The following is an 18877-nucleotide window of genomic DNA, read 5'->3' on the forward strand; positions in this document are numbered from 1 at the left end:
GCATGCGACACTCATCCAAGATCCGTCGGGTGATCGTGGACGATTGCGCTCCACATGTCAGAATGGCGTCCGAAGTGTCAAGATTCCCGGACGGGAGAGGGGTGTCATGGCGGCGCTGGACGAGACGGATCGCGCGATCCTCGCGGAGCTGCGGCGGGATGCGCGGGCGTCCATGACCGCAATCGCCGAGGCGGTGCACATCTCGCGGGCGGGGGCGCATGCGCGGATCAAGCGCCTCACCGACGCCGGGGTGATCACCGGGTACACGGTGCGCACCGACCCCGTGCTGCTGGGGCATCACGCGAGTGCCTATGTCACGCTCGCGATCGAGCAGGCCACCTGGCAGGAGGTGAGCGCGCGGCTCCGGGCGATCCCGGAGATCGAGCACATGGCGCTCGTCGGCGGCGACTTCGACGTGCTGCTGCTCGTGCGCGCGAACGACGCCCGCGACCTGCGCCGCATCGTGCTGGAGGACATCCAGGCGATCCCGTCGATCCGCTCGACGCGGACGATCCTGATCTTCGAGGACTCCGACCGGGCGTGACGTTCTCTCCCGCGGTCGAGGGTACGGGCTTCTCGCTGGGGTGCGGCGGGCGCCGGTGAGGTGCGGGGGTTTCGGCGGCGGCGGGCGGTGTGGATGCTGCGGTGCTGGGGAATGTCGATCGCGGGTCTCTGTGGATGCAGGAAGAGTCCCTCGCGCGTATCGGAATATTGCGCTGAACGGGGATTATCGGGCCTCGCAATGTCGGTGGCCCTCTGTTGAATCGTCGTATGGAAAGCACCCCGGCAGCGATTCTCGACGACACGCTCGTCGCTCTCGACGCCGTGCTGCGATCCGGCACGGTGGGCGCTCTCGACGCGCGGGAGATGATGGACCTGTTGCGGGTCGCGGGCGAGATCCAGCGACGCGTGGAGGCTGTGATCGTGGACGCGGTGGCGAGCGCCGATCCGCGTCCGGCGGGGTCCGGGGAACCGGCGTTCTGCGGACGGTTCGGCTGCCGCTCGATGAACGAGCTGCTACAGCGTGTGCTCCGCACTGACGGCGCGTCCGCCGCGCGCCTCGTGAAGAGCGCGCGGTTGGTGCGGCGCGAGGTCGACCTCTCCTCCGGGGAGTGGCTGCCGGCGCGGTGGCCGGCGCTGCGTGAGGCCCTCCTCGACGGGGCGATCGGCGTGACCGGGTTGCTGGCCGCGACCGGGCCGATCGAGCAGGCCGGCCCTCGCGTGCGCCTCGCCGACCGCTGGGAGGCCGACGCGTATCTGGCGGAGGTCGCGCGGGGCGAGGAGAGTTGCGAGGGCGCCGAGAACAGTGATGATGACGAGAACGAGACCGGGCCGGCACCGACGCCCGAGGACCTGAGGGTGCGGGCGCAGATGATCGTGCAGTACCTCGATCCGGACGGCGCGGAGCCTGCGGAAGACATCGCGCTGCGGGCCCGGGGCGTCGTGCTGGGCCGCGCCAAGGACGGCGTGATCCCGGTCAGGGGCGCGCTGCTGCCCGAGGTCGCGGGGCAGCTGCAGCGGATCTGGGACGCGTATCTGAACCCGAAGGTCGACGGTCCGCCGCTTCCCGGCGTCCACTTCGTGCCGTCGGAAGTGCGTGACGACGCTGCTGGGGAGCAGCAGGCACCGGTCTCCCCGGATGACGATGTGCTCCCGGCCGGCGACGTCGGCGGGATGGTGGATGGGCGCACACGCGCGCAGAAGCAGCACGACGCGCTCGCGGCGGCCCTGGGGATCGCGGCCCGTCATGACGACATGCCGCGGCTGGGCGGTGCCGCGCCGACGCTCGTGGTCACGGTCGCCGCCGAGGACTATGCCACGGGGCACGGCTGGGCGCGGGTCGAGGGCGTCGAGACGCCGGTGTCGACGCGGGTGGCCGCGCACACGGCGTGCGGAGGGACGGTCCAGCGCGTCGTGCTCGGTGCCGGTGGAAGGATCGTCGGGCTCGGGTCGAGCGACCGGATCTTCACCCCCGCACAGCGCCGGGCGATCGGCGTGCGGGACGGCGAGTGTCTGATCCCCGGCTGTCACGTCCCGGCCGCCTGGTGCGAGATCCACCACGTCACGGAGCACGCTCGCGGGGGTCCGACCCACACCGACAACGGCGTCGCGCTGTGCTGGCACCATCACCGCACGTTGGACACCTCGGGCTGGCAGATCCGCATGCGAGGGGGAGTGCCGCAGGTGCGAGGGCCGGCCTGGTGGGATCCGAGACGACGATGGCGCACGCCGCGCCCGGCTCTTCCCGGCTCTCCGGACCGGACGGGGGCCCGATTCGCTCACGCGGGACCGGTCCGCGGACGCATCCTTCGCGCGGGGACATCTCCGGCGCGCTCCGCGACAAGTGCGGCGGGAAGGGCCGACCGAGAATGAGAAGAAGACCGGCGTCCGCGCCGTGACCCGCTCGAAGGAGAGACACCGATGTCCGATTCCGCCGTTCCCGTAGCCGTCGACTCCGGATCCACCGATTCTGCGGCGTCCGCCGCCGCGGCGCTGCTCGACCGTATCCAGCCCCCGCGCGGCGAGGGTCGCGAGATCCCCGATGCCGCGACGCGGGAGGTCATCGGACGCGCGCCCGTGGCCACGGTCGCGGACCTCGACGACGCCATCGCCCGCGCCAAGGCCGCGCAGCCCGCGTGGGAGGCGCTGGGACACGAGAGGCGGAGCGCACTCCTCCTGGCCGCGGCCGACGCCATCGACGCGAACGCCGAAGGGCTCGCCTACCTCCTGTCGCGGGAGCAGGGGAAGCCGCTGAACGGCCCCAACGCGCGCTTCGAGCTCGGGGCCTGCTCGGCCTGGCTGCGCACCAACGCCACCACGGTCCTCGAGCCGCAGCTGCTCGTCGACGACGAGACGCTGCACGCCGAACTCGTCTACAAGGCCGCCGGCGTGGTCGGGGCCATCGGGCCGTGGAACTGGCCGCTCATGATCACGATCTGGCAGATCGGCCCGTCGCTGCGCATGGGCAACACGGTCGTCGCGAAGCCCAGCGAGTACACGCCGCTGAGCGTCCTGGCGATGCTCGCCGTCATGAACGACGTGCTGCCCGCCGACGTCCTCATCGGGGTCTCCGGAGACCGTGAGGTGGGTGCCCGCCTCGCCTCGCACCCCGACATCGCCAAGATCATGTTCACCGGCTCCACCGCGACCGGGCGTCGCATCATCGAGAGCTCCGCGGGCAACCTCGCCCGCCTCACGCTGGAGCTGGGCGGCAACGACGCGGGCATCGTGCTCCCCGGCACGGATCCGTCGGCCATCGCGGAAGACCTCTTCTGGGGTGCGTTCATCAACACCGGACAGACCTGCGCCGCCATGAAGCGCCTCTACGTGCACGACTCCGTGTACGACGAGGTCGTGGACGCTCTCGCCGCGATTGCCGAGCAGGTGCCGATGGGCAACGGCCTCGACGAGGGCAACGTGCTCGGACCGCTGCAGAACCGCCCGCAGTTCGACATCGTCAGCCGCCTCGTCGACGACGCGAAGAGCCGCGGCGCCCGGATCGTCGCGGGCGGCGAGCCGGCATCCGACCTCGGCGAGCTGTTCTACCGGCCGACCATCGTCGCCGACATCGACAACGATGCGGCGCTCGTCCAGGAGGAGCAGTTCGGCCCCGCCCTCCCCGTCATCCGGTACAGCGACGTCGACGAGGCCTTCGCGCTGGCGAACGCCCTCGACGTGGGCCTCGGAGCCTCGGTGTGGGCGAGCGACCCGGAGGAGGCCCGCGCCGTCGCCGCGCGTATGCAGTCCGGCACGGTGTGGATCAACTCGCACGGCGGGCTGCACCCGATGGTGCCGTTCGGCGGGGTGAAGAGCTCGGGTTACGGGCTCGAGTTCGGCGTCGAGGGGCTCAAGTCCGTCGCGGTCACCCAGGTCGTCTCCGGACCCGGCCGGAAGGCCTGAGCGTGGCCGCGACGAACAGCGGCGCGGTGCGCTCCGCGATCGTCGTCGGAGCCGGTACGTCGGGCGCCATCGTCGCGCGGCGTCTCACCGACGCCGGTGTCGCGGTGACGCTCGTCGAGGCGGGTGGTTACGACACGAACCCGGCCATCCACGACCCCTCGCGGGCGGGCGAGCTCTGGCACTCCGCTGAGGACTGGGACTTCTTCACCGTGCCGCAGCCGCACGCGGCCGGTCGTCGTCTGCATCTGCCTCGCGGGAAGGTCACCGGCGGTTCGCACGCGCTGAACGCCATGATCTGGGTGCGCGGCGCGGCCTCCGACTACGACGCGTGGGAGGCGGCAGGGGCGACCGGATGGGGGTGGGCCGAGGTCGAGCCGATCTACGACGCGATCGAGAACGACCTGCTGCCCGTGACCGACGACTACGCGCTCTCGCCCATCCAGGCCTCGATCATCGACGCCGCGGTGGAGGAGGGGCTGCCGCGCAACCCGAACTACAACGGCGGCACGCTCGACGGGGTGTCGCAGGAGCAGGTCACGATCAGGGACGGCCGCCGCGTCAACACCTGGACCGCCTATGCGCAGCCCGTCGCCGACCGGATGACGATCCTCACCGGACGCGCCGTCCACTCCGTGATCGTGCGCGACGGGCGCGCGGTCGGCATCCGGCTCGGGGAGGGCGATGACACCGAGGAGGTGTTCGCGGACGAGGTCATCCTCTCCGCGGGAGCACTCGGCACGCCCGTCATCCTGCTCCGTTCGGGCATCGGTCCCGCTGCCGAGCTGAGTGCCCTCGGCATCCCCGTCGTGCTCGACGCCCCCGCTGTCGGCAAGAATCTGCACGACCACCTCCTGTCACCCGTGATCTTCGCGACCGAGAAGAAGCCCGTCGGCCCGCCGCAGCCGGGAGTGTCCGTCACGCAGAGCCACCTGTTCTGGCGCAGCCGCGACGGCCTCGCGCAGCCGGACACGCAGCCCATCCACTTCTCCGTGCCCATGTGGGGCGAGCTGGAGCCGCGCGGCACCGACGGGTTCACGCTCATGGCGGGCCTGGTGACGCCGCACAGCCGCGGCGAACTGCGCCTCACCGGCCCCGGCGTCGACGACCTGCCGCACATCGACCTGGCGGCGCTGGAGGATCAGCGCGACGCCGACGCCCTCGCGGCCTCCGTGCGCCAGTGCCGCCGCATCGGCACGCAGCCTGCGCTCGCCGAGGAGTGGGGAGCGGTCGAGGTCTACCCCGGCCTGGACGTGGCGGACGACGACGTGGAGGAGTGGGTGCGCCGCACGGCCATCACCTATCACCACCAGGTCGGCACCTGCCGCATGGGCTCCGACCCGGAGTCCGTGGTCGACCCGCAGCTCCGGGTGCGCGGGATCGGGGGGCTCCGGGTGATCGACGCCTCGGTCATGCCGACCGTGCCCACCGGCAACACCAACGCGCCCGCGGCCATGATCGGCGAACGCGGCGCGCGATTCATCCTCGCGGACTGAGGGAGGGCGGCGAGGGGACGCGGGGCGATCACGGCATCTGTCGCGATCGCCTCGCGCTCCTGCGCGTCAGCGCGTGAGCAGCGTCACGGCCACGAGCGCGAGGGCGACGATCCCGAACCCGGTCGCGAACACCGTCAGCGCGAGCGGGAGACCGCCGCCCGGCAGCGGGCCGCGCGCCCGCGCGGTGAGCACCGCGGTCGTCCGACGCTGCCGACGGCGCGCGGCGATCCAGAGCAGTGCCGCCGTGCCGACGCCCAGCACGCCAGGCACGAGGCCCCACCCCTCGGCGCCGCTCGGCAGCACGAGAGGGAAGACCCGCAGCGACAGCAGCGAGCCGACCGCGATCGCGAGGGCCGTGCGCCGCCAGGCCAGCTCCGTCCGCTCCGGCTGCAGCCCGGGGTCGTACAGATCGGGGGCAGGGGTGGCGGGCACCGGAGTATCGGGGGCGGTCATCGGCAGGCCTCGCTCAGCGCCACAGCACCCCGGCGAGGACGAGCAGCCCCGTCGTCACCACGACCACCGCGAGCACCACCGCCGACAGCGCGCCGGGCAGCGGTCGTCCCTGCCGGAGGGCGCGCTCCGCCCGCATCCACTCGAACCACGCGAGCGGCGCCACGGCCGTGCCGGCGATCATCAGCAGCAGCGAGGCCGCCAGCCGGAACCCGGGGTGCAGGTCGAGGCCGAGGACCTCGAGAGCGACGCCGCCCGCGATCAGCGCCAGGCCGGTCCGGGTCCAGGCCAGGAACGTGCGTTCGTTGGCGAGGGAGAACCGGGGGTCGGGCTCGTCCCCGACCCGATAGACGGAGGCGGGGAAGCGGCGCATGCGCCCATCGTACGGCGCGGCGCGGTCAGCGCTCGTGCACCGGGCGCCCGGCGAACCACGTCGAGACGACCTCGGTGTGCACGATCTCCTCCGCCGGTCCGCCGATCGCATCCCGTTCCAGGATCACGAAGTCGGCCGATTTGCCGGGGGTCAGGGACCCGGTCTCGGCGCCGAGCCCCATCGCCGTCGCGGCGTTGATCGTGAAGACCTCCAGCGCTTCCTCGGCCGAGATCGCCTGCTCCGGCCAGAGCGTGCCCGCGGCCCGACCGAGCGGATCGGCCCGTGTCACGAGCCCCTGCAGGCCCTCGAGCGTGTTCGGCGACTCGCTCACCGGCCAGTCCGAGCCGCCGGCCACGAGGGCCCCGGCGTCGAGGAGTGCGCGGTTGGGCTGCGAGTGCTCGGCACGCTCTCCCAGCACGTCCGCCAGCGCCTGGGGGATGACGCCCGGGTACCAGATGAACGGGGAGATGTCGGCGGAGACGTCCAGCGCCGCGAGTCGGGGGTTGTCGCTCTCCGCGAGGAACTGCCCGTGCGCGATCTGCACCGGCGTCGTGAAGCCCTCCGCGCGCAGGCGCTCGGCGGCGTCCAGGACGAGGCGTGCCGACCCGTCGCCGGTGCAGTGCACCTTGGCCCCGAGACCGCGGGCGGCGACGGCCCGCAGCCAGTCGGTGAGCTCGTCGAGGGTCATGGTCGTCTCGCCGTGGAAGTGCGCCCCGTGCACCGGATCCGCCGGATACGGGTCGAGGAACGAGGCGGTGCGGGCGGGCGGGACGCCGTCGAGGAAGATCTTCACGAAGTCGGGACGGTGGTGCGGCGTGCGGAACTCCTCGCCGCGGTCGAGCAGGGGAGCGCCGATGGGGTCGAACCCGAAGATCTCGTCGTTGATGAGGAGCGAGGAGACCACCCAGGCGTGCAGCTCGTCGGCGCGGTCGAGTCCGGCGAGCGCGGCGAGGATGTCGACGGAGACCCCCGCGTCCTGGAACGCCGTGATCCCGAACGAGTTCAGCAGCTCGATCCCGCGACGGGAGGCGGCCGCGTGCTGCTCCGCGGTGAGTCCGCCGCTGCGGTCGTACGCCTCCTGCACCGGGATGCCGGCGGCTTCCAGGAGTACGCCGGTGGGGGTGCCGTCGTCGGGGTCGAGCAGCGTCACCCCGGAGGTCGGGATGCTGTCCGCCGTGATGCCGGCCAGCTCCAGCGCCCGGGTGCTGGCCCACCGGTTGTGGCGGGAGTCCTCCATGAGCGCCACCGGCCGTCCGCCCGCTGCCTCGTCGAGACGCAACCGCGTGGCGGTGTTGGCGAGGGTGGGAAGCAGGGTCGTGGCCACGGCGCCGCCGACGATCCAGGCGTCCTCGGGCAGGGTCTGTGCCTTCTCCCGCACCCGGTCCAGGATCTCGTCGAGCGTGAGCGAGGGGGCGAGCGACAGCTCGAACAGCTCGGTCCGTCCGGCGAGCGCGTGGTGGTTGTGCACGTCGACGAACCCGGGATAGACCGCCGCGTCGCCGACCTCGACCAGCCGCGTGCGACGGCCGCGGAACGCCTCCACGTCGGCGCGGTCGCCGACGGCGAGGATCCGTCCGTCTCGTACGGCGAAGGCCTCGGCACGCGGACGGGCGCGGTCCGACGTGCGGATCACGGAACCGGTGACGATGAGGTCGGCGACGTCGGTCATGTCAGGCATCTCCGAAGGTCGCGGGCTCGAGCGACGGCGTGTGGTGGGTGGTCGACAGCAGGCGGCCGTGTGCGCCGAACGTGAAGTGCGTCGGCACCTCACCGCTCTCGTCCAGTCCGAACAGCACGCCGTGGGAGCGGATCGCGTTCACGTCGCGGTGGTCGGCGATCGTCACCGAGGCGCACGGGATCACCTTCTCGCGCCACGCGAAGATGTAGATCCCGGGGCGCACCTCCCACACGCTGTTCTCGTCGGTGTCGGCGAGCCCGCGCTCCGGACCGGCCAGGCACTGCCACGAGTACCAGCGCGGGGAGAGGTAGACGTGCTCGTAGGCGTGCTCCTCGCTGTAGACCCACTCGACGCGGCGGCCGATGAGCGTGGTCGTGGGTGCGGCCTCGGCACCGGTGACCGCGGCGCCCTCGATGGTGCCGGGGGCGAAGTGGTGCTGCACCCGGGTGCGCCCCTGCTCCGGGGCGGGGAGGATCTCGGAGATCACCGCGAGGGAGCGTCCGTGCCGCAGATCGAGCACGAGCGAGACCGCCTCGTTCGGGAGGTAGCGGTGGTGGAACTGCACGAAGTAGAGCTCGTCGTCGACCTCGAACGCCTCGTAGTCGTCGGTGTCGGACGCGGCCTCCGTGGGGTCCTCGGCGCCGGGCTGGTACTCCCAGGCGACCGTCGAGTCGTCGAAGCGGTGGACGATGCGGGTGCCGCGGGCGTCGACGACAGCGATCTCGCGACCGCTGAGCGCGGTGCTGTGCGGGGCCTTGTTGGCGTCGAAACCGGGCGCGAGGCCTTCCAGTGGCAGCCAGGTGGAGGTGTCGGCGGGGTTGAGGGTCGTCATGGGGATTCCTTCCTTCGGGGAACGGGGTCGGCGCGGGCGTCAGCGGTCGCTGAACCGCTCCAGGTCGGTGGCGAGGCCGTCGTAGACGGCGGGCTTGGCGCGGCGGAGGTAGGCGGCGTAGACGATGCCGCCGATCAGCGCGAGCACGAGCAGGAGCGGCATCAGGCGGATCGCGAGCTCCTCGGAGCCGGCCACGATGTTGAAGTTCACGATCGCCAGGATCGAGATGGCCGCGATGCCGAGGAAGCCGATGCCCGGCGCGATGAACGTGCTCCACCACCGCGGGTCGTTCCGGCGCCGGAAGTACACGACGATCGAGATCGCCGCGAGCCCCTGCAGGATCAGCACGCTGAGGGTGCCGAAGCCGAGCATCGCGGGCACGAGCGTGACGATGGGGTCGGCGCCGGCGAGGGCGAACAGGATCGCCACGATCGCCGCGAAGCCGGCCTGCACGATGCCCGCGAGCTGCGGGGCACCGTTCGGGCGGGTGCGGGCGAGGGCCTGGGGGAGGATCTTCGCGCGACCCAGCGAGTACAGGTAGCGGGTGGCCGAGTTGTGGAACGCGAGCATCGCCGCGAACAGGCTCACCAGGAGCAGCACCATCATCACGGTCGTGAGCGGACCGCCCAGGTACTGCTGCGAGAGCGAGAAGATGAGGTCGCCCGTGGGCAGGTGCTCCAGCGCCGTGGCCTGCGCCTGCGCGACGCCGGTCGCGCTCACCACGGCCCAGGTCGTGACGCCGAGGATCACGCCGATCGCGATGATCGAGGTGTAGGTCGCCCGCGGGATCGTGCGCAGCGGCTGCTTGGCCTCCTCGCTGAAGAGCGCAGTGGCCTCGAACCCGAGGAAGCCGGTCGCCGCCAGCAGCAGGCCGATGGGCAGCGAGCCGGAGAACACGGCCTCCGGGCTGAACGCGGCGACGTCGTACCCCGTCTGCACGAGGACGGAGACGTCGAACACGACGAGCATGAGCACCTCGAGCACGAGGCACACGCCGAGGATCTTCGAGCTGAAGTCGACGCCGATCCGCGCGAGGACGAAGCACACGACGATCGACAGCAGGCCCCAGACGAGCCAGTGCACGTCGAGACCGGTGAGGTCGCGGATGATCGTCTGCATGAAGAAGCCGCTGGTGCCGATCGTGCCGACGACAAAGAAGTTGTAGCCGAGCGTCGCGATGAGGCCCGCGACGAGTCCGCCGGTGCGGCCGAGGCCCTTCACGACGAAGGCGTAGAAGCCTCCCGCGTTCACGAGCTGCTTCGACATCTGGGCGTAGCCGATCGCGAACAGCAGCAGGATGGCCGCGACGAGGAAGAACGACATCGGGGTGCCGCCGCCGTTGCCCAGGGCGATGGCGAGGGAGGCGACGACGACGATCCCGGTCAGTGGCGCGACGGCGGCCAGGACGAGGAAGACGATGCCGGCGACGCCGAGGGCGCCGGGGCGGAGGGAGGTGTGGTGCGGCGTCGTGGGTGCGGAGGTCTGCTCTGCCACGTCGGCTCCTTTGCTCGGGTGACGGCCGTGCGGACACGGCATCGACGACGAGGGGAATCGTCGATAGAGCGAGTCTGCTCGCCGCCTCGATCCGGCGCTTGACCGTGAGCGAAGGACGATGGTGCCACCGCGCACACCCCGCCGGTGGGCGTGCGGCCCCTCCGCCCCGCGGAGCAGGATGACCGGGACGACACCGCTGTCTCGTCGGCGCCGCGCGGCGCCGGGCCGCGGTCGGAGGACGCGATGGATCTGCAGCTCGACGGCACGACGGCCCTCGTCACGGGGGCCGCCAGCGGCATCGGCCGTGCCGTCGTCCGGGCGCTCGCCGGCGAAGGGGTGCGGGTCGCGCTGCTCGACCGGGACGCGGCTGCGCTCCGGGACGCCGCCGCGGTCGCCGGCGCCGATCCGGTGCTGCTCGCCGCCGATGTCACGGACGAACAGCAGGTGGCCGCCGCGGTCGACGCCGGTATCCGCGCGCTGGGCGGTCTCGATGCGGTGGTCTGCTGCGCCGGGATCTCGGGCCCGGTCGGGACGCCGATCGAGGAGACCGCACTGGAGGAGTGGAACCGCGTCCTCGCCGTCAACGTCACTGGCGCGTTCCTCGTGCTCAAGCACGCGATCCCGGCGCTCCGGGAGTCCGCCGCGGGGTCCGTCGTGCTGCTCGCGAGCGACTCGGCCGTCGTGGCCTCGCCGGGCATGGCTCCCTACGCCGCATCGAAGGCGGCGCTCGTGCAGTTCGGGCGGGCGCTCTCGGTCGACCTCGCCGGCACCGGGGTGCGGGTGAACGCGGTGGCACCGTCCATCGTCGACACTCCGATGAGCCGCGGGGATCTCGGTTCGGAGGCCTTCGCCGACCCCGCCTTCCCCGTGCAGAGCGCCGACGAGGTCGCCGGGCACGTGACGTACCTCCTCTCCCCGCGGAGCCGGGCCGTGAACGGCACCACCCTCCTCAGCGACTTCGGGTACACCTCCCGGTCGGGATTCCCCGCCTGACGCGACCGCGTCCGGCCCCACAGCGCACGCGCGCAGAACACACAGGAGCACACATGGCAACCGTGGTCGGATCAAGCGTCTCCGGACGCGTCGTCGTCATCACCGGAGGCGGCACGGGCATCGGCGCAGCGGTCGCGGAGCGGTTCGCGGCCGAGGGGGCGCACGTCGTCGTGGTGGGCCGCCGGCCGGAGCCGCTGCACGAGGTCGAGCGCGCGGTCGGAGCCCTGCCCGTCGTCGCCGATGCGGCGGACACCGCGTCGGCGCAGGCCGCGATCGCCGAGATCCTCGCGCGGTTCGGCCGGATCGACGTCCTCGTCGCGAACGCCGGGGGACACGGTTTCTCGCCGGTCGCCGAGACCGACGACGCGAGCTGGGACGCGGCGATCCGCGCCAACCTCACCACCGCGTTCGTGATGGCACGCGAGGCGCTGCCGGCGCTGATCGAGGCCAAGGGGCAGGTGGTGATCGTCTCGTCGCTGGCCGGACTCTTCGCGGGGCCGTCGGTGGCCGGATACACGGTCGGCAAGCACGCGCTCATCGGCCTCACGCGGACGCTCGCGCGCGACTACGGGCGCCACGGCGTCCGCGTCAACGCGATCTGCCCCGGGTGGGTGCAGACGCCGATGGCCGACGAGGAGATGGACGAGTTCGCCGCGCATGCCGGCCTCGGCTCCCGCGAGGAGGGGTACGCGACGGTCACCGCCGATGTGCCGCTGCGCCGCCCCGCGCGTCCCGCCGAGATCGCCTCGGTCGTCCGCTTCCTCGGGTCGGGGGAGTCGTCGTACATCACCGGCGCCGTGATCGTGGCGGACGGCGGGTCGCACGTGGTCGACGTGCCGACCATCGCCTTCGACCACGCCGGGATGTAGCGCGGGTCAGGGTCGAGCGGCGGCTGTCGCGCCTCAGTCGATGCGGAGCTCGAAGCCGTCCTCGGTCGCGACCACGGCGACGTGCGTGAGGTCGTCGACGTGCGCGGTCGGGGCGTGGGCTGCGGCGTGCGGGCCGATGCCGATCACGCGCATGCCCGCGGCGTGGGCGGCCTGGATCCCGGCGCCGGAGTCCTCGAACACGACGCAGTCCGCGGGGTCGATGCCGAGCGTGCGGGCGGCGAGGAGGAAGCCCTCCGGATCGGGCTTCGAGGCGGAGACGTTCTCCGCCGTGACGGCGAGCTCGGGGACCGTGAGCCCGGCCTGGCCCATCCGCGCGGTCATGAGGGCGACGTTGGCCGAGGTGACCACGGCGTGCGGGAACGGCTGCAGCGCGGCGAGCAGGTCCTCGGCACCCGGGATGCCGATCACACCGTCCACGTCGGAGGCCTCGGTCGCGAGCATGACCTCGTTCTCGCGGAGGTTGATCGCGTGGTCGCGCTCGGGGAGCAGGATCGCCATGCTCTGATGTCCCTGCCGCCCGTGGACAGTGCGGAGCACGGTCTCCGGATCGATCCCGTGCGGCTCCGCCCAGGCGAGCCAGAGGCGCTCCACGACGGCGGTCGAGTCGACGAGGGTCCCGTCCATGTCGAGGAGGGCGGCGCGGGCGTGGAGGATCTCGGTCACTCCCTCAGGCTAACCCCCACGCCGCCGACCCACCCCCTTTCGCGCGCCCCAGCCCCCTGCGCACGTACGCACGGGGCCGGGAGGAACGCAACGGGGTGGGTCGACGGGAGACTCAGCCCCCGAGGTAGGCGCGGTGGAGGAGGGCGGGGTCGTCTTGGAGGGCCTGCGGCGCGCCCTGGAACGACACGCGGCCGCCGGCGACGACCACCGCCTCCTGCGCGAGACCGAGCGCGAGCTGCGTGAACTGCTCCACCAGCAGCACCGCCACCCCCGACTCCGCGATCGACGACACGATCGGCATCAGGCGCAAGAACACCACCGGCGCGAGGCCCAGGGACATCTCGTCGATGAGCAGCACCCGGGGCTTCGCCGCGAACGCCCGTGCCAGCACCACCATCTGCTGCTCCCCACCCGACAGCAGCGCCGTGGGGGAGTCGATGCGCTTCTCGAGCTCCGGGAACTGCGCCAGCACGGCCTCGATCTCGCCGGCGGTACGCGCCGTGAGGGAGAGGTTCTCGCGCACGGTCAGCGAGGGGAACACGGCGCGCCCCTGCTCGATGTGCACGATGCCGCGTCGGGCTCGCGCCACGCGGGAGAGCCGGTCGATCGGATCCCCGTCCAGCATGATCGACCCGGCCGAGTGCGGTGTCACGCCGGACACCGCCTCGATCAGACTCGTCTTGCCGGCGCCGTTCGGGCCGACCAGCGCCAGGACCTCGCCGCCTGTCACCCGCAGCGAGACGTCCGAGATGACCGGCCCGGCGCCGCGGCTCACCGTCACCCCGTCGAGCACCAGTGCGCTCATTTCAGCAGCTCCGTCTCTCCCATGTACGCCTTGACGACGTCGGGGTTCGCGAGGACCTCGGCCTGCGGGCCGCTCGCCAGGACGCGGCCGAAGTCGAGGACCGTGAGGGTCGGGCACACCGAGCGGACGAGGTCCAGATCGTGCTCGATGATGATGAGGGCCACACCGTAGCGCCCGGGGAGCTCGCGGAGGCGAGCCGCGAGCGCCAGATGCTCCTCGTGCGAGAGGCCGGCGGCGGGTTCGTCGAGGATGAGCAGGCGCGGGCGGGCGGCGACGTTCGCCGCGACCTCCACGAGCCGCCGGGTGCCGACGTCGACGCTCGAGAGGCGCGCCCGGGCCGGCGGGCACCCGAAGAACGCGAGGACCTCGTCGATGTCCGCCGCGGCGAGGTGCCGCCGGGCCACGAAGCGCACATAGCCGCCCACCGTGAGCGCCGGCGGGACGCGGTCCTGCTGGAAGGTCCGTCGCAGTCCGAGGCGGGCGCGCCGGGTGGGGGAGAGCCCTGCGAGGTCGCGGTCGCCGAGGAGCACGCGGCCCTCGTGCTGGGGGAGGAACCCGCTGATGGCGTCGACGAAGGTCGACTTCCCGGCACCGTTCGGACCGATGAGCCCCATGATCGAGGCGGCGGGCACGGTGAACGAGACGTCGTCGAGGGCCTTGAGCGCCCCGAACTGCACGGTCAGCCCGTCGACCGTGAGCACCGGGGCGCCGTCGAGGGCGGCCTCGTCGACGGTGGCCGTCGTGGTCGTGGTGATCGCCGTCGCATCGGTTCCCGCGTCCGGCGGGAGCGCCGTGAGCTCCGCGGTGGCCGTGCGCCGGTCGGCCCGCCGGTACAGGAGGTTGCGGATGCCCTGGCCGAGGTTCGTGCCGCTCGTGAGGGCCTGGACGCCCAGCACGCCGAACACCACGAAGCCCCAGTCCTGCGGCACGCCCCAGCGCTTGAGCAGCTCCGGCACGAGCACCCAGAGCAGTCCGCCGAAGATGGCCATGTCGATGAGGTGCGCGCCGGACATGATCGCCAGCACGTACAGGGCGAGGGACTGCAGTGGTGTGAAGCTCGAGGCGAAGGGGAGCTGCACCTGTCCGGCGAGCAGCCCGCCGGAGATGCCGCCGAGGGCCGCCGACACCGCGAAGGCGGTGAGCTTCGCGGTGCGCACGCTCTGCCCGGCCGCGGCCGTGCCCCGCTCGGAGAATGCGACGGCCTTCCAGCTGGCGCCCCAGCGTCCGCGCTGCAGGAAGAACACCGCCAGGCCGCAGACGGCCAGCACGACGATGGAGAGGAAGAAGAACTCCCGGTCACTGCCGAACAGCGCGGGCCGCTCGATCGCGATGCCGTCCGCGGAGCCGGGGAACTGGATCTGCACGAGTGTGACGTCCGCCGCGGCCGCGAATCCGAGCGTCACGACGGCGAGGTTCACGCCACGCAGCCGCAGGGCGGGGAGGCCGACGAGGATGCCGACGAGACCGGCCGCGACACCGCCGAGCGCGAGCCAGACGAGGAAGCCGCCGGGCGCCTGCATCACGTTCAGCAGGGAGACGATCCACGCCCCGACCGCGGCGAAGGTGAGCTGGCACAGGGCGATCATCCCGGCCGAGCCGGTGACGATGCCCAGGCCGAGGATCGCGATCGCGGCCGTGACGGCGCTGATCGCGAGGAAGACGAAGTAGCCGGGAAGGGCGGCGCTGAGGAGCGCGCCCGCGCCGATGCCGACGACGGCGACGGCGAACGGCCAGGTGATCCGGAACCAGGGGCGGTCAGCGAGCGGCATCCCACACCTCCTTGCGTTGCGTCCAGAGCAGCAGGACGACGATGAACAGGAACGGCAGGAAGTTGCGCACGAGCGCCACTTCGTCGATCTGCGCGACGAGTCCGCCGAGGACGCCGAGGAGCAGCCCGCCGACGACGGCGAGGTCGAGCCGGCGGAAGCCGCCCAGGAGCGCGGCCGCCGCAGCGGGGACGATGAGCATGGACAGGCTCGTGGCGTCGTTCGACTGGGAGGGCGCGACGATGATGATCGCGATGGCGCTGATGATCCCGGTGACGAACCAGACGGCGATCGACAGCGGCCGGGAGCGGATGCCGAGCAGCTCCGCCGTGGTCGGCCGCTCCGACAGCGCGCGCAGCTGGGTGCCTACCCGGGTACGGCGCAGCACGATGCGGACGGCGACGGCGGTGACGACGGCCATCGCCACCGTCGCGACGGTGACCTGGCTGATGACCACGCCGCCGAAGGAGAACGCGGGCCCGGCGATGATCGGGGTGAACGGCTGCGGCTTGTTGCCGAACAGGATGAACGACAGCGAGATGAGAAGCAGGAGCGGGCCGACCGTCATGGCGGAGCGGGTCGTCGTCGAGGCCTCCGACAGCCAGGTCGCGGCGATGAAGCCGATGGCCGCGGCGAGCAGGCCCGCGACGAGGACGCCGAGGATCGAGCCGAGCCAGATGGGCAGTCCGATCTCGCGCACGAACCACACGGCGGTGAACGCGCCGAACATGCCGGTCGCGGCCTGGGCGAAGTTCACGACGCGCACGAGGCGTGACATGAGGGTGAGGCAGACGCCGAGGACGGCGTAGAGGCCGCCGGCGGCGAGTCCGGCGATGGCGCCTTGGAGCATCAGGCGTCCTTTCTGGTGAGGGCCCTTCGACAGGCTCAGGGACCCGGCGTGGGTCGCTGAGCCTGTCGAAGCGCGGGGACCCGGCGTGGGTCGCTGAGCCTGTCGAAGCGCGGGGACTATTCGCCGATCCGCAGCCAGTCGTCGGCGACCTTCTCCCAGGCGTTCGTGCCCGACTTCAGGATGATCGGCCAGCCCGCGGTGTTCTGCGTGCCGAAGGCGTAGGGCGTGCCCACCATCGGGTTCTCGATCGGGTCCATGCCCTTCAGCGCCTCGGAGACGCTCTCCCGGGTGATGTCGCCGTCGATGCTCTTCAGCACCTCGATGAAGTACGTCGCCGCGAGGTAGCCACCCTGGCTGAACGAGGTGAGGGGGATGTCGTTCTCCTCCATCAGCGTCCGCCAGTCCGCGTTGATGTCGCTGTCGTCCGTGAACGGGTAGAACTCGGCGGGGACGTAGATGCCGGCGCCCGCGTCGTCGATCGCGTCGGCGAAGTTCTCGCTGTAGACGCTCGTGAGGTAGAGCCAGGTCACGTCGTCCCAGCCCTGCGCGTTCGCGGCCTTGACCTGTCCGATCGCGTCGGGCTCGACCGGGTTGATCGCGAGGGCCTTGCAGCCCTGGTCCCGCGCCTTGACGATGTAGGGCGTGTAGTCGGAGGCGCCGTACGGCACGGTGTCGTCGACGTACTTCGGCTCCTTGCCCGTGATCTCGGTCCACTTGTCGATCGCGGCCTGATAGGTCGGACGGGTGGAACCGGCGATCTCCAGCAGGATGCAGATGTCGTCGAGTCCGAGCACCTCGGAGCCGTACTGCAGCGTGAGGGTCATGTCGTTGAACGGGCCGACGTTCGCCGGCGAGATGTTCTCGCTGTCGAAGCAGCCCGTGTCGACGCCGATGCCGGGCACCGAGAGGATGCCCTCCTGCTCGTAGTACTTCGCGTTGATCTCGCACTCGATGAGGCTCGCGGAGCCCACGAGCGCGACGGCTTCGTCGCTGCCCACGATCTCCCGCGCCGAGGCGGTGGCCGTGGCGGGGTCGCCCTTGTCGTCGAGCATCTTGTACTCGATCATGCGGCCGTCCAGGCCGCCGTCCTCGTTGAACGCGTCGAAGACGGCGGCAGCCGCCTGCGAGGCCTCCGGGAACGTCGCCGGGCCGCTGATCGTGTTCACGGAGCCGACGACGATGGGGGCACCGTCGCCCCCGGCTCCGTCGCCGCCGGCGCAGCCGGCGAGAGCGAGGGCGGCCACGGCGATGATCGCCGCGGCGCCGGATGCTCGTCTGTTCATGTGCTTCCTGCCTCTCCTGTTCGGGTCGTGCTGTCAGCTCGAAGGCTGGGTCTCGGTGCTCGTCGACGGCGCGCGCAGGGCGCGGTTCACGAGCTCCGTGTCGGTGAACTGCTCGAAGGCGACGATCTCGCCGCCCGCCACGCGCCAGACGTGGGCCACCCGGGCGGCGAAGAACCGACCGGTGCGCTTGTAGGTGCCGGAGTAGGTGCCGATGCCGACCACGACGTCGCCGCCGTCGACGACCTCGTCGATCGCGACGGTGTAGTCGTCCCACTCCTCCTGGATGCGGCCGAAGACGTTCTCGGCGACCGCGTCCGGGCCGATGTACGTTCCGGCGTAGGGGAATCCGGCGGACTCGGTCCATTCGATGTCGGCCGCGAAGGGCGCGAGCATGCCGTCCAGGTCGCCGCGGTCGTTGGCGGCGTAGTGGTCGCGGATCAGGTCTGCGTTGCTCATGTGCTCTCTTTCCGTGGTGGGTCGCTGCGCCCGTCTGGGTCCCTGAGCCTGTCGAAGGGCCCTGAGCCCGTCTGGATCCCTGAGCCTGTCGAAGGGCCCTGAGCCCGTCTGGGTCCCTGAGCCTGTCGAAGGGTCGAAGGGTCGAAGGGTCGAAGGGTCAGGCGGGCTGTGCGTCGGGGTAGGCGACGGCGCCCAGCGGGTAGATGTGTCCGCCGGCGCGGGAGTGCTCCGACTCGCCGTCGCCGTTGAGTCCGAGGAAGATCCCCGTCGTCATGAGCTGGTAGCCGAGGTCGTGGAGCCAGACGCTCGCCACCGCGATCCGGAACTCGCGGAAGCAGAACAGGTAGAGGCCGTCCGCGAACTTCCACACCGTGGAGAGGTCCATGTCGCCGTGACCGCGCTGGACGCCCTCCAGGCACTGCCACGCGTAGCGCTGGCTGGAGACGTAGACGTGCTCGTACAGGTGGTGGGGGCTGTAGCGGTAGATGTTCCGCTTGCCGATGAGGTCACGGCTCGGACCGGGGACCTCGCCGGTCGCGGGTCCGGCGTCAGTGGTCGCGGCCCAGAAGTCCTGCCCCACCTGCGGGGTGCCCTCGACGGCCTCGGCGGCGATGCGGGAGCGGATGACGGTGGCGCGGTGGGTCGTGGTGGAGAACACGACGGTGAGGGCTTCGCGCTCGCGGGTCTCGAAGGGGATGTTCACGAAGACGACGTCGTCACGGACGCGGACGGCGTCGTACGGGTCGCGACCGGAGGAGCCCAGGCCCTCCCAGGCCACGGAGTCCTCGTCGAAGCGGAGCGCGAGCGCGGTGTCGTCGTCCAGGGTGAGCGTGAGCGCGGTTCCGGCGAGCATCGTGTTCGGCAGGCGGAACGTGTCGATGCCCGCGGCGAACTCGTCGTACGTGCGCCATTCGTCCAGAGCGGGGTCGGCGGAGATGTCGGTCATGAGGG

At 71.7% G+C, this 18877-nt stretch carries 18 protein-coding genes; 6 read left to right on the forward strand and 12 right to left on the reverse strand.

The genetic code is table 11. The features are described 5' to 3' along the window. Positions 1 to 106: 106 nt before the first annotated feature. The 4 genes from AB0310_RS01235 (at position 107) to AB0310_RS01250 (ending at position 5393) form a co-directional block, all read left to right on the forward strand. Complete coding sequence (locus AB0310_RS01235; protein ID WP_187663516.1) at positions 107 to 544, forward strand: Lrp/AsnC family transcriptional regulator; 438 nt, start codon at positions 107 to 109, stop codon at positions 542 to 544. Between the two features lie 227 nt (positions 545 to 771). Then, positions 772 to 2373, forward strand: a complete 1602-nt coding sequence (locus AB0310_RS01240; RefSeq protein WP_366236413.1) for an HNH endonuclease signature motif containing protein — start codon at positions 772 to 774, stop codon at positions 2371 to 2373. Between the two features lie 48 nt (positions 2374 to 2421). Next, positions 2422 to 3900 carry an aldehyde dehydrogenase family protein gene (locus tag AB0310_RS01245; protein ID WP_268777132.1) on the forward strand — a complete coding sequence of 493 codons (1479 nt, stop codon included), beginning with the start codon at positions 2422 to 2424 and terminating at the stop codon, positions 3898 to 3900. Between the two features lie 26 nt (positions 3901 to 3926). Further along, complete coding sequence (locus AB0310_RS01250; protein ID WP_522722879.1) at positions 3927 to 5393, forward strand: GMC family oxidoreductase; 1467 nt, start codon at positions 3927 to 3929, stop codon at positions 5391 to 5393. A 66-nt stretch (positions 5394 to 5459) separates the two neighbouring features. Here AB0310_RS01250 and AB0310_RS01255 read toward each other — a convergent pair whose 3' ends face one another. From AB0310_RS01255 to AB0310_RS01275, 5 genes are read right to left on the reverse strand one after another with little or no spacing between them, the layout of a single operon-like run. Then, a complete protein-coding gene (locus AB0310_RS01255; protein WP_232089193.1) occupies positions 5460 to 5846 on the reverse strand; it encodes a DUF202 domain-containing protein in 387 nt (128 codons plus the stop codon). A gap of 13 nt (positions 5847 to 5859) precedes the next feature. Beyond that, a complete protein-coding gene (locus tag AB0310_RS01260; protein WP_025103854.1) occupies positions 5860 to 6216 on the reverse strand; it encodes a YidH family protein in 357 nt (118 codons plus the stop codon). A 25-nt stretch (positions 6217 to 6241) separates the two neighbouring features. Next, on the reverse strand, positions 6242 to 7885 hold the full coding sequence (locus AB0310_RS01265; protein ID WP_366236414.1) for an amidohydrolase: 1644 nt from the start codon (positions 7883 to 7885) through the stop codon (positions 6242 to 6244). A gap of 1 nt (position 7886) precedes the next feature. Continuing rightward, positions 7887 to 8726 carry a molybdenum cofactor biosynthesis F family protein gene (locus AB0310_RS01270; protein WP_366236415.1) on the reverse strand — a complete coding sequence of 280 codons (840 nt, stop codon included), beginning with the start codon at positions 8724 to 8726 and terminating at the stop codon, positions 7887 to 7889. Positions 8727 to 8765: 39 nt separating this feature from the next. Beyond that, positions 8766 to 10220, reverse strand: a complete 1455-nt coding sequence (locus AB0310_RS01275) for an APC family permease (RefSeq protein WP_280566665.1) — start codon at positions 10218 to 10220, stop codon at positions 8766 to 8768. Between the two features lie 243 nt (positions 10221 to 10463). On the opposite strand from AB0310_RS01275, the gene AB0310_RS01280 reads away from it, so the two are divergent. Together AB0310_RS01280 and AB0310_RS01285 are read left to right on the forward strand one after the other, a co-directional pair. Then, positions 10464 to 11213, forward strand: coding sequence for an SDR family NAD(P)-dependent oxidoreductase (locus tag AB0310_RS01280; RefSeq protein WP_366236416.1), 750 nt, complete (start codon positions 10464 to 10466; stop codon positions 11211 to 11213). A gap of 53 nt (positions 11214 to 11266) precedes the next feature. Beyond that, the gene (locus AB0310_RS01285) at positions 11267 to 12082 is read left to right on the forward strand and encodes an SDR family NAD(P)-dependent oxidoreductase (protein ID WP_259952053.1); all 816 of its coding nucleotides are present in this window, start codon (positions 11267 to 11269) and stop codon (positions 12080 to 12082) included. Positions 12083 to 12115: 33 nt separating this feature from the next. Here the strand turns inward: AB0310_RS01285 and AB0310_RS01290 are convergent, their stop codons facing one another. From AB0310_RS01290 to AB0310_RS01320, 7 genes are all read right to left on the reverse strand, one after another. Beyond that, entirely contained in the window at positions 12116 to 12766 is a 651-nt protein-coding gene (locus tag AB0310_RS01290) for an HAD-IA family hydrolase (protein ID WP_187663524.1), read from the reverse strand. A 112-nt stretch (positions 12767 to 12878) separates the two neighbouring features. Further along, positions 12879 to 13571, reverse strand: a complete 693-nt coding sequence (locus AB0310_RS01295; protein ID WP_366236417.1) for an ABC transporter ATP-binding protein — start codon at positions 13569 to 13571, stop codon at positions 12879 to 12881. Continuing rightward, positions 13568 to 15340, reverse strand: coding sequence for a branched-chain amino acid ABC transporter ATP-binding protein/permease (locus AB0310_RS01300; protein WP_280566658.1), 1773 nt, complete (start codon positions 15338 to 15340; stop codon positions 13568 to 13570). The genes AB0310_RS01295 and AB0310_RS01300 overlap by 4 nt, the downstream gene beginning before the upstream one ends. After that, positions 15327 to 16187 carry an ABC transporter permease subunit gene (locus AB0310_RS01305; RefSeq protein WP_101846949.1) on the reverse strand — a complete coding sequence of 287 codons (861 nt, stop codon included), beginning with the start codon at positions 16185 to 16187 and terminating at the stop codon, positions 15327 to 15329. Before AB0310_RS01305 ends, AB0310_RS01300 begins: the two co-directional genes overlap by 14 nt. 116 nt (positions 16188 to 16303) lie before the next feature. Continuing rightward, the gene (locus AB0310_RS01310) at positions 16304 to 17470 is read right to left on the reverse strand and encodes an ABC transporter substrate-binding protein (RefSeq protein WP_366236418.1); all 1167 of its coding nucleotides are present in this window, start codon (positions 17468 to 17470) and stop codon (positions 16304 to 16306) included. 33 nt (positions 17471 to 17503) lie between these two features. Continuing rightward, positions 17504 to 17926, reverse strand: coding sequence for a nuclear transport factor 2 family protein (locus tag AB0310_RS01315; protein ID WP_071327380.1), 423 nt, complete (start codon positions 17924 to 17926; stop codon positions 17504 to 17506). A 157-nt stretch (positions 17927 to 18083) separates the two neighbouring features. Then, the gene (locus AB0310_RS01320) at positions 18084 to 18872 is read right to left on the reverse strand and encodes a MoaF C-terminal domain-containing protein (RefSeq protein ID WP_259952061.1); all 789 of its coding nucleotides are present in this window, start codon (positions 18870 to 18872) and stop codon (positions 18084 to 18086) included. Between the last annotated feature and the right edge of the window lie 5 nt (positions 18873 to 18877).

Source organism: Microbacterium meiriae, from assembly GCF_040702565.1.
GTDB lineage: Bacteria > Actinomycetota > Actinomycetes > Actinomycetales > Microbacteriaceae > Microbacterium > Microbacterium meiriae.

Bases quoted from the DNA above. Each gene is read 5' to 3' on its own strand.
- AB0310_RS01320 (WP_259952061.1), bottom strand. From the start codon at position 18,872: ATGACCGACATCTCCGCCGACCCCGCTCTGGACGAATGGCGCACGTAC.
- AB0310_RS01315 (WP_071327380.1), bottom strand. From the start codon at position 17,926: ATGAGCAACGCAGACCTGATCCGCGACCACTACGCCGCCAACGACCGC.
- AB0310_RS01295 (WP_366236417.1), bottom strand. From the start codon at position 13,571: ATGAGCGCACTGGTGCTCGACGGGGTGACGGTGAGCCGCGGCGCCGGG.
- AB0310_RS01285 (WP_259952053.1), top strand. From the start codon at position 11,267: ATGGCAACCGTGGTCGGATCAAGCGTCTCCGGACGCGTCGTCGTCATC.
- AB0310_RS01310 (WP_366236418.1), bottom strand. From the start codon at position 17,470: ATGAACAGACGAGCATCCGGCGCCGCGGCGATCATCGCCGTGGCCGCC.
- AB0310_RS01255 (WP_232089193.1), bottom strand. From the start codon at position 5,846: ATGACCGCCCCCGATACTCCGGTGCCCGCCACCCCTGCCCCCGATCTG.
- AB0310_RS01235 (WP_187663516.1), top strand. From the start codon at position 107: ATGGCGGCGCTGGACGAGACGGATCGCGCGATCCTCGCGGAGCTGCGG.
- AB0310_RS01300 (WP_280566658.1), bottom strand. From the start codon at position 15,340: ATGCCGCTCGCTGACCGCCCCTGGTTCCGGATCACCTGGCCGTTCGCC.
- AB0310_RS01270 (WP_366236415.1), bottom strand. From the start codon at position 8,726: ATGACGACCCTCAACCCCGCCGACACCTCCACCTGGCTGCCACTGGAA.
- AB0310_RS01260 (WP_025103854.1), bottom strand. From the start codon at position 6,216: ATGCGCCGCTTCCCCGCCTCCGTCTATCGGGTCGGGGACGAGCCCGAC.
- AB0310_RS01245 (WP_268777132.1), top strand. From the start codon at position 2,422: ATGTCCGATTCCGCCGTTCCCGTAGCCGTCGACTCCGGATCCACCGAT.
- AB0310_RS01265 (WP_366236414.1), bottom strand. From the start codon at position 7,885: ATGACCGACGTCGCCGACCTCATCGTCACCGGTTCCGTGATCCGCACG.
- AB0310_RS01305 (WP_101846949.1), bottom strand. From the start codon at position 16,187: ATGCTCCAAGGCGCCATCGCCGGACTCGCCGCCGGCGGCCTCTACGCC.
- AB0310_RS01240 (WP_366236413.1), top strand. From the start codon at position 772: ATGGAAAGCACCCCGGCAGCGATTCTCGACGACACGCTCGTCGCTCTC.
- AB0310_RS01280 (WP_366236416.1), top strand. From the start codon at position 10,464: ATGGATCTGCAGCTCGACGGCACGACGGCCCTCGTCACGGGGGCCGCC.